1 tRNA gene is annotated in these 263 nt (G+C 49.4%); it reads left to right on the plus strand.

Annotated elements, in window-relative coordinates:
• Positions 1-145 precede the first annotated feature (145 nt).
• A tRNA-Phe gene (locus tag BFJ94_RS19880) sits at positions 146-218 on the plus strand.
• Positions 219-263 lie beyond the last annotated feature (45 nt).

The raw sequence follows: 263 nt of genomic DNA on the forward strand, positions 1-263 counted from the left end.
GAGGCCTAACATGCCTGCCTGTCACGCAGGAGATCGCGGGTTCGAATCCCGTCGGCTCCGCCATTTATTACAACGTATGTTTCCACACCGAAGTGGGAAAGTTATCAAGACTTAACCGCTTTATTTTTTTGACCAAAATACATATGGCTCGGTAGCTCAGTCGGTAGAGCAGAGGACTGAAAATCCTCGTGTCGGCGGTTCGATTCCGTCCCGAGCCACTTTTGCAAGTTTCAGGACAAGCCTGAAGCTGGCATATATATGGA

The sequence above is a fragment of the Paenibacillus aceti genome, from assembly GCF_003614185.1.
GTDB lineage: Bacteria > Bacillota > Bacilli > Paenibacillales > Paenibacillaceae > Fontibacillus > Fontibacillus aceti.